8 protein-coding genes are annotated in these 7937 nt (G+C 59.2%); 1 reads left to right on the plus strand and 7 read right to left on the minus strand.

The features are described from left to right. Positions 1-5 precede the first annotated feature (5 nt). From JWS10_RS04100 to JWS10_RS04130, 7 genes are all read right to left on the minus strand, one after another. Positions 6-836: a carbohydrate ABC transporter permease gene (locus JWS10_RS04100; protein ID WP_299505054.1), complete on the minus strand. Its 831-nt coding sequence runs from the start codon at positions 834-836 to the stop codon at positions 6-8. Positions 837-854: 18 nt separating this feature from the next. Continuing rightward, on the minus strand, positions 855-1727 hold the full coding sequence (locus JWS10_RS04105; RefSeq protein WP_299505056.1) for a carbohydrate ABC transporter permease: 873 nt from the start codon (positions 1725-1727) through the stop codon (positions 855-857). 135 nt (positions 1728-1862) lie between these two features. Beyond that, on the minus strand, positions 1863-3173 hold the full coding sequence (locus JWS10_RS04110; protein ID WP_299481833.1) for a sugar ABC transporter substrate-binding protein: 1311 nt from the start codon (positions 3171-3173) through the stop codon (positions 1863-1865). Positions 3174-3278: 105 nt separating this feature from the next. Next, positions 3279-4235 (minus strand): sugar-binding transcriptional regulator, encoded by a 957-nt coding sequence (locus JWS10_RS04115; RefSeq protein WP_299505058.1) that lies wholly within the window; start codon positions 4233-4235, stop codon positions 3279-3281. Continuing rightward, positions 4232-4900: an HAD family hydrolase gene (locus JWS10_RS04120; protein ID WP_299505059.1), complete on the minus strand. Its 669-nt coding sequence runs from the start codon at positions 4898-4900 to the stop codon at positions 4232-4234. Before JWS10_RS04120 ends, JWS10_RS04115 begins: the two co-directional genes overlap by 4 nt. Next, complete coding sequence (locus JWS10_RS04125; RefSeq protein WP_299505060.1) at positions 4900-5973, minus strand: P1 family peptidase; 1074 nt, start codon at positions 5971-5973, stop codon at positions 4900-4902. The genes JWS10_RS04120 and JWS10_RS04125 overlap by 1 nt, the downstream gene beginning before the upstream one ends. 9 nt (positions 5974-5982) lie before the next feature. After that, positions 5983-7107 carry a serine hydrolase domain-containing protein gene (locus JWS10_RS04130; protein ID WP_299505061.1) on the minus strand — a complete coding sequence of 375 codons (1125 nt, stop codon included), beginning with the start codon at positions 7105-7107 and terminating at the stop codon, positions 5983-5985. A gap of 406 nt (positions 7108-7513) precedes the next feature. Between JWS10_RS04130 and JWS10_RS04135 the strand changes: the two genes are divergently transcribed. Then, positions 7514-7937 (plus strand): transporter substrate-binding protein (locus JWS10_RS04135; protein WP_299505063.1); only part of this gene is annotated, 424 nt, incomplete at its 3' end.

The following is a 7937-nucleotide window of genomic DNA, read 5'->3' on the forward strand; positions in this document are numbered from 1 at the left end:
TTTCCTCACTTCACCGCGCCGAACGTCAGGCCGCGGACGAGTTGTTTCTGGCCGAACCAGCCCATAATCAGAATTGGCGCGATGGCCATTGTCGAAGCTGCCGAAAGCTTGGCGTAAAACAGCCCCTGCGGTGCCGAAAAGCTGGCGATAAAGGCGGAAAGCGGTGCCGCATTGATCGTGGTCAGCGTGATCGTCCAGAACGCCTCATTCCAAGCCAGAATGATGTTCAACAGCATGGTTGAGGCAATGCCGGGAATGGCCATTGGCGTCAGGATATACAGCACTTCGTTTTTCAGGCTGGCACCGTCCATCCGGGCCGCTTCAAGGATCTCACCGGGGATTTCCTTGAAGTAGGTGTATAGCATCCAGATAATCACCGGCAGGTTCATCAGCATAAGCGCCAGAACCAGACCCGTGCGCGTGTCAAACAGCCCGGTTTTCTGGAAGATCAGATACATCGGGATCAACACCGCAGCCGCAGGCATCATCTTGGTGGAAAGCATCCACATCAGCAGGTCTTTGGTCTTGTTCCCCGGTACAAAGGCCATCGACCAAGCCGCCGGAATAGCGATCAGCAGACCCAGCACGGTCGAGCCAATCGAAATAATCACCGAGTTCAGGAAGAAGCGCGGATAATCCGAACGCGCCCAGACATCGCTATAATTCTGCAATGTCCAATCCGCACCCAGCAGTTCCGGGGGCGAGGCAACCGCACTCGCTTCGGTCTTGAAGCTGGTCAGGATGGTCCAAAGAACCGGGAAGAAAATCAGCAATGCGACTGACCATGCGGCGACTGTGAAGAACAGCTTGCGGCGGGTCGAGACTGAGCGGGCCATGAGGGTGATCTCCGTCTATTAAGCGTCTAGATGCTTGCCCATGCTGCGCATGAGGAAGAAGGCGACAATGTTGGCAAGAACGACGGCGATGATCCCACCAGCGGCTGCGCGACCAATATCCTTGGCGATCAGGGCTTGCTTGTAGATCATGTAGGGCAGCGTGGTTGAAGCCGATCCGGGGCCGCCTTGGGTGGTGGTGAAAATCTCACCGAAGATGCCCAGCAGGAAGATGGTCTGGATCAGAATGACAACCGTAATGGCACGGGTCATATGCGGCAGCGTGATATAGCGGAACCGGCTTAGCGCCGATGCGCCGTCCATCTCAGCCGCTTCAAGCTGTTCAGACGACAGCGATTGCAGGGCTGTCAGCAAGATCAGCGTGGCAAACGGCAACCATTCCCAAGACACGATGAAGATAACGGATGCCATCGGATAGGATTCGAGGAACAGGATCGGCTGCTCTCCCAATCCTCGGGCAGCGGCGGCGAGCAATCCGTTCTGTGGGTGCATGAACAGGTTTTCCCAGATCGACGCGGCCACTGGAGGCATCACGAAGAACGGCGAGATCACCAATATCCGCAGCGGGCCTTGGCCCCAAACCGGTTGGTCGATCAGCATCGCGATCAGCACACCGAAGACGATGGTGATGGCAAGCACACCGCCGACCAGTAATAGCGTGTTGCTGATGCCCAGCCAGAAGTCGGGGGAATTGAAGAACCACGTATAGTTCCGCACGCCAGCCCAACCCGAACGTTCAGGCGAAAGCAGGCGATAGATGCGGAACGAAAACCAAATCGTCATTGCCAGCGGCACAATCATCCAGATGAACAGCAGGACGACAGAGGGCGCGACCATGAGTCGTGCAGTGGCGCGGGAAGATTGCGTCGCCATGATAATTCTCCGAAGCAATGACCGGGAACGTGAAGGGAGTACGGGGGTTGAATGCCTTCCCCGCACCTTGGGAGATTGCGGAGAAGGCAGGAAGGCTGACAGAGGAGGTGCCAGCCTTCGCTCTTAATTCGGCAGTTACTTGATGTAACCAGCCGAAGTCATCTCGTCGGTCACCAACGCCTGAGCCGCAGCCAAGGCATCATCAGCCGTCGATTGACCAGCAAGTGCTGCCGAGAACAACTCACCCACGCTTGTGCCCATGCCCGCAAATTCCGGGATAGCCACAAACTGCACGCCGACATAAGGCACCGGCTTCACAGTCGGTTTGGTCGGGTCAGCCGAGTTGATGCTGTCGATCGTCATCTTGGCGAACGGAACTTTGGCATATTCAGCATTCGCATAAAGCGAGGTGCGCGTGCCCGGAGGAACGTTTGCCCAGCCTTCTTTCGAGGCTACAAGTGCCAGATAGTCTTTGTTGGTTGCCCAGTTGATGAAGGTTTTAGCAGCGTCTTGCTTTTGCGAAGACGTTGGGATTGCCAACGACCAAGCCCACAGCCAGTTACCGCGCTTACCCAGACCATTGTCCGGTGCCAGAGCGAAGCCGACTTTATCTGCAACCGTCGAGTCTTTGCCGGTCACGAACGAAGCCGCAACAGTGGCGTCGATCCACATGCCGCATTTGCCTTGTTGGAACAGCGTCAAGTTTTCGTTGAAGCCGTTGTTCGAAGCGCCCGGAGGACCGTATTGAGTCATCAGGTTCAGGTAGAAATCGAGCGTCGCTTTCCACTCTGGTTGATCGAACTGAGGCACCCAGTTTTCATCAAACCAGCGCGCGCCGAACGAGTTCGACATTGCAGTCAAGAACGCCATGTTCTCGCCCCAGCCTGCTTTACCGCGCAGACAGATGCCATACTGCTCTTTCGACTTGTCGGTCATCGCCGCAGCCGCTTTTTCGATGTCAGCCCAGGTTGGCGCGTCCGGCATTTTCAGGCCAGCGGCATCCATCAGGTCTTTGCGATACATCACCATCGACGACTCGCCGTAGAATGGTGCTGCCAGCAGGTTGCCGTCAACGGTCAGACCGCCACGGATAGCGGGCAGAATGTCGTCAACGTCATAGTCAGCGGGCAGATCGTTCAAGCTGGCGAGCCAACCTTGTTTGCCCCAGATCGGAACTTCATAAGTGCCGATGGTCATCACGTCATATTGGCCGCCACCGGTTGCGATGTCGGTCGTTACGTTCTGGCGCAGCACGTTTTCTTCAAGGGTGACCCACTCGACTTTGATGTCGGGGTTCTTGGCATAGAAATCGTCCATCAGCCCTTGCATACGAACCATGTCACCATTGTTCACGGTGGCAACTGTGATCGTGGTTTCGGCCGATGCAAGACCCGCAAGGGTAAGCATAGCCGTCGCGCCAAGCAGCGCGCGAAGCGTCATGTTCATTGGTATCCTCCCAGATCAGCGATTGAGCATTTCATCGCTTGCTGAGTAAATGCTCACAAAACGGTGTAATCCGTCAAGCCCCATTTTCCGCCGCATCTGCAAAGATTATAGGCGGTTTAATAACGCCCTCGCGGTCGGCTCATCCGTCACCAAGCCATTGATAATACGCGCTCTCAATGCTCCAGCAATCGCCGGAACCTTGGATGCACCCGCAGCAATTCCGATGGAAGGCCGATCCAACCCCGGCGCGACCCGCACACCACCTGTGCGGATATTGGTGCCAACGTCGAGATAAATCCCGCGCGAGTCGAACACCCAGCCCGCCACCTCACCGACCGCTCCAGCCTCTTGCATCTCATCCAGTTCCAGCCGCGTGACGAACCCGTCTTTCAACAGCGGCGCGTCATTGCTCATCTGGCCGACGCCCACGAAAATCACATCCGCCGCCCGCGCCAGATCGACCACCTTTTTCACCGGACCCAGCGCATGGAATGCCGCGTTCTCGGCTGGAGTGGGTGAGATCACCGGCACCGGCATCGGGTAATGTGGCGCGCGCACCTTGTCGGCAATCCGCATCACCACATCGAAGAATGACGCCGAACCATCCGGCGCAATGTTACCGATCAGCGACACCAGACGGTGCTGATCCGCATCCATCGGCGTCACCGCATCGACCATGCCCCGCATCGCCCGCCCGGTGCCAAGCGCGATCACCAACGGCTCTGGCATCCGCAAAAATCGCTCTAACTCCGCCGCCGCCGCCGGAGCCGTCGCGCGCACCCCGTCAGACCCCGGCCCAAGGCCAGGCACCACCCGGCACCGCATCAGACCAAAGCGAGCCGTCAGTTCGGCCTCCAGATCCAGACACGCGCCGATAGGATGGTTCAGCCGCACATGGATCAGCCCCTCCGCCATCGCCCGACTGACCAGCCGCTGCGCCCGCTGCCGACTGACGCCGATCTCGGTGGCGATCTGATCTTGCGTCAACCCACCGACATAATACAGCCAGCCCGCCCGCGCGGCATCATCGTTCAGCGTTGGTTCTGGCTCGTTGCGGCTCATGTTCGCCCCTTCAATTCGGGCGCAATGTCGTAGAACTCGGCGAAGGATGCAAACCTCAAGTGCGCGCGGGCATCCTCGGGCTCATCCAACGCCCGATCTTTCAGATGGCTGCCCCCCGTAAACCGCCACACCTGCATACCTGCCGAAAGCCCAGCGCGCACCCCGGTCAGGCTGTCTTCGATCACCAAACACCGCGCCGGATCAGCCCGCATCTGTCGCGCGGCATATAGGAAAAGGTCCGGCGCAGGCTTACCCCGCGCCACCAAAGTTGAGGTGAACAGATGATCGTTCGCAAGATGCCCCAGCCCCACCATGCCCAAAGACCGCGCCGCCCGCATCGGACTGGACGAGGTTGCAATGCAAAACGGCACACCAATCTGCGCAATCACCTCAGCCGCACCCGGCATGATCTTTAACTCGCGCTCAAACGTGTCCAGCAGCCGCGCGCGATACTGCGCCTCAAAATCCGGCGGCAGCGTCAGGTTAAACTCTTGCCGGATCGTCTCCATCACCGTTGGATAGCTGCGCCCCAAGAAATACCGCGCCACATAGCCAAGGTCGATCTGCACACCGAGCTTGGCCAATTCCTCAATCAACATCCGCGCCGAGATTATTTCGCTGTCAATCAGCACACCGTCACAATCAAAGATCACCAGATCGAACATCAGAACAGCGCGGCCAGCCGTTTGGTGTCGATACCCGGCACAATCTGCCCCGCAGGTTTGAACGTCGCCACGTCTTCGCCCGCGACAATCGCATTCACTACCGCTTCCTCCACCGCCTGCACAGCGGCGAGATACAGCGGATCAATCAGTTCGCCATTGATCTCGGTCTTGGTAAGCACCGCCGCCGCCCGCTGCGGCATTGGCCCCGGATTTGCCACCGATAGCGCCAGAAAAATATCGCCCGACGAGTTGCCCCCCGGTGTGCCACCCCGGCCGATCCCCAGCGCCGCTCGCTTCGCCACCTGCTTCAACGACAGCCCCGACAGTGGCGCATCGGTGATCAGCACCACGATGATCGACCCCATCTCCCGCTGCGGCAGCCCGCGCTCAAACACCCCTTCCGGCATCAACTGCCCGACGGGCTTGCCGAGCACCTGAAAATCCGACCGCCGCCCGTGATTAGCCTGCACCAGACAGCCCATCGTGTAACGCCTGCCGCCAATTTCAAACACCCGCGACGATGTCCCGGTCCCCGCCTTGAACTGATAGGCGATCATGCCGTTGCCACCACCACACGAACCTTCACCGACATGTCCCGACTTCGCCGTAAGCAACGCCGCCATCGCATCATCCGAGGTGACATGCAGCGCATTGATATCGTTCAACACCCCGTCATAAGTCTCCGCCACCACCGGCATCGCCCAGCCATGATCCTGCCGGAAAAACTCGGCGTAATGCTCAATCATCCAACGAGTCACCCCGTGATGCACCGCACCCACCCCATGCGTGTTGGTGATGCAAACCGGACCAATCATATAGCCCGCGTCGTCGATCCAATGCGTGCCGGTCATCTCACCATTGCCGTTCAGCGCGTAATGCCCAGCCCAAACCGGCACCGGTACTCCCGCATCATTGCGCGGACGGATCGCAGTAACCCCGGTGCGCATATCGCGCGAAGGGTCGGTCAGCGTCGCACATCCAACCGTCACCCCGGCCACATCGGTGATCGCATTCAACGGACCAGTTTGCCCCGGAAACGGCAATCCAAGATCACGGGCGCGGGGTTTGTGCATCAAAGCCTCCTATTGCAAACCATCAAGCACAGCATACACACATTCGACCAGCCGCCTGCGTCGCGGATCAACATCGTCGCCAAAGCCCAGCATATGATTGGTGGTGTAACCCATCCCGATCTGCGCCACAGGATCGGCAAAGCCAAAGCAGCCGCCCCAGCCAGAATGGCCAAAGCTGCCCGGTCGCGCGTCTTGCTGCAACAGACCAAAGCCCGCGCCATAAGCCACAGGCCCGCCATGCGCCGCATCGACCCCGTCAAACCGCAGCTTGGTCGCTTGCTCCAACGCCCAAGGCGACAACAGCTTTGACGCCCCCGACACCAGATCACCATAAATCAGCGCCAGCGCCTTGGCCGTCGCATGACCGTTCGCGCCCGGTATCTCCGCCGCCCGCCATTCCCGCGTATTCGGCTCGGTTGGCCGCAGAGATGGATTGACCCATGCATCAGGATGCGCGCTTTCCAGCACCTGAGTCACGCTGTCAAACGTGTCCGGCCCCTCGATAATCTCGGCGACCCGAGCCTCATCGGCTTCCGCCAACCCTACGACAATATCGGCCCCCAGCGGCACCGCGATCTGATCCGCCAGAAACGCCCCAAAGCTCTGCCCGGTGATCCGTCGCAACGGCTCTGCAATCAGCGTGCCGAGTGAAATCGCATGGTAAACCGACCGACTGCGCGGCTCCCACAACGGCTCCATCGCGGCCAAAGCTTGCGCATAGGGCTCGCCTGCATAAAGCCCCGCCAGATCCATCGGCGCGGGCACACCGTCCACCCCGCCCTGATGCGACAACGCCTCACCCACGGTAATATCGCCCTTACCGCCCGCCGCAAACTCCGGCCAATACCGCGCCATCGGCTGATCGTAATCCACCAACCCACGATCCACCAACATCGCCATCGCGACCGAGGCGATACCCTTGGTCGTTGACCACACATTCACCAGCGTATCTTGCTGCCAATCCCGCGTGCCCGCCGCATCGGCAAATCCGCACCACAACTCGGCCACCAGCACTCCCTGATGCACCACCGCGACCGAGCCGCCATGCTGGCCCAGCCCAAAGCAATCGGCAAACGCCGCTCGCAACGGCGTAAACGCGGCACTGGTGAAACCATGGATCTGCGGATTGCTCATAGCCTGCGTCCCTCGTTGCTTTAACGCGATCATAGGCCGAGCTTGCCGCCAGTTCCACAACAGCCTGCGCGCGCAAATGTCGGTTTCTTCGCGCTTTGCGTCGGCGATCGCGGATGATTCCCTCAAAGCGCGCTCATTTTCTGCGCTGCAGCATTGTCCAGCGCCCATAATTCGAGCATCCGCCCAACCCTCGCGCATTTGCAGGCGGTTTCCCGCGCAAGACCGTTGCCGCTCACCTCACCCCGGCCTTTGCTGCAAAAGCTTGGGTCTGCTCAAGCGAAGGGTGTGCGGGAGGGATTGGTTTAGACGGCCTCACAACCGCATGTTTGAAACAAAAGCTGCCCTCTCAGAATGGTCGTTCTTCCCTTGAATGGAAGTGCCAGAGCGGGCCCAACAGGGGACCATTATGAAACTCACCAGACGCGCACTCCTTGCTTCCGGCATTGCATCGCTGGCGCTGCCGCGCATTGCTTTCGCTGCCGGCGAAACCATCAAAATCGGCGTTCTGCACTCGTTGTCGGGCACGATGGCGATCTCGGAAACCACCCTCAAAGACACCATGCTGATGCTGATTGAGGCTCAGAATGCCAAAGGCGGTCTGCTCGGCAAACAACTCGAAGCCGTCGTGGTTGATCCAGCCTCCGATTGGCCGCTGTTCGCCGAAAAAGCCCGCGAGCTGCTGACGGTTTCCAAAGTTGACGTGATGTTCGGCTGCTGGACGTCCGTTTCGCGCAAATCCGTGCTGCCAGTGATCGAAGAGTTGAACGGCCTGCTGTTCTACCCAGTGCAGTATGAAGGCGAGGAATCCTCGAAAAACGTGTTCTACACCG

Source organism: Cypionkella sp., assembly GCF_028290025.1.
Taxonomy (GTDB): domain Bacteria; phylum Pseudomonadota; class Alphaproteobacteria; order Rhodobacterales; family Rhodobacteraceae; genus Cypionkella.

Excerpts from the sequence above, each read along its gene's own strand:
- JWS10_RS04120 (WP_299505059.1), bottom strand. The coding sequence starts at position 4,900 with ATGTTCGATCTGGTGATCTTTGATTGTGACGGTGTGCTGATTGACAGC.
- JWS10_RS04115 (WP_299505058.1), bottom strand. The coding sequence starts at position 4,235 with ATGAGCCGCAACGAGCCAGAACCAACGCTGAACGATGATGCCGCGCGG.
- JWS10_RS04110 (WP_299481833.1), bottom strand. The coding sequence starts at position 3,173 with ATGAACATGACGCTTCGCGCGCTGCTTGGCGCGACGGCTATGCTTACC.
- JWS10_RS04130 (WP_299505061.1), bottom strand. The coding sequence starts at position 7,107 with ATGAGCAATCCGCAGATCCATGGTTTCACCAGTGCCGCGTTTACGCCG.
- JWS10_RS04125 (WP_299505060.1), bottom strand. The coding sequence starts at position 5,973 with ATGCACAAACCCCGCGCCCGTGATCTTGGATTGCCGTTTCCGGGGCAA.
- JWS10_RS04100 (WP_299505054.1), bottom strand. The coding sequence starts at position 836 with ATGGCCCGCTCAGTCTCGACCCGCCGCAAGCTGTTCTTCACAGTCGCC.
- JWS10_RS04105 (WP_299505056.1), bottom strand. The coding sequence starts at position 1,727 with ATGGCGACGCAATCTTCCCGCGCCACTGCACGACTCATGGTCGCGCCC.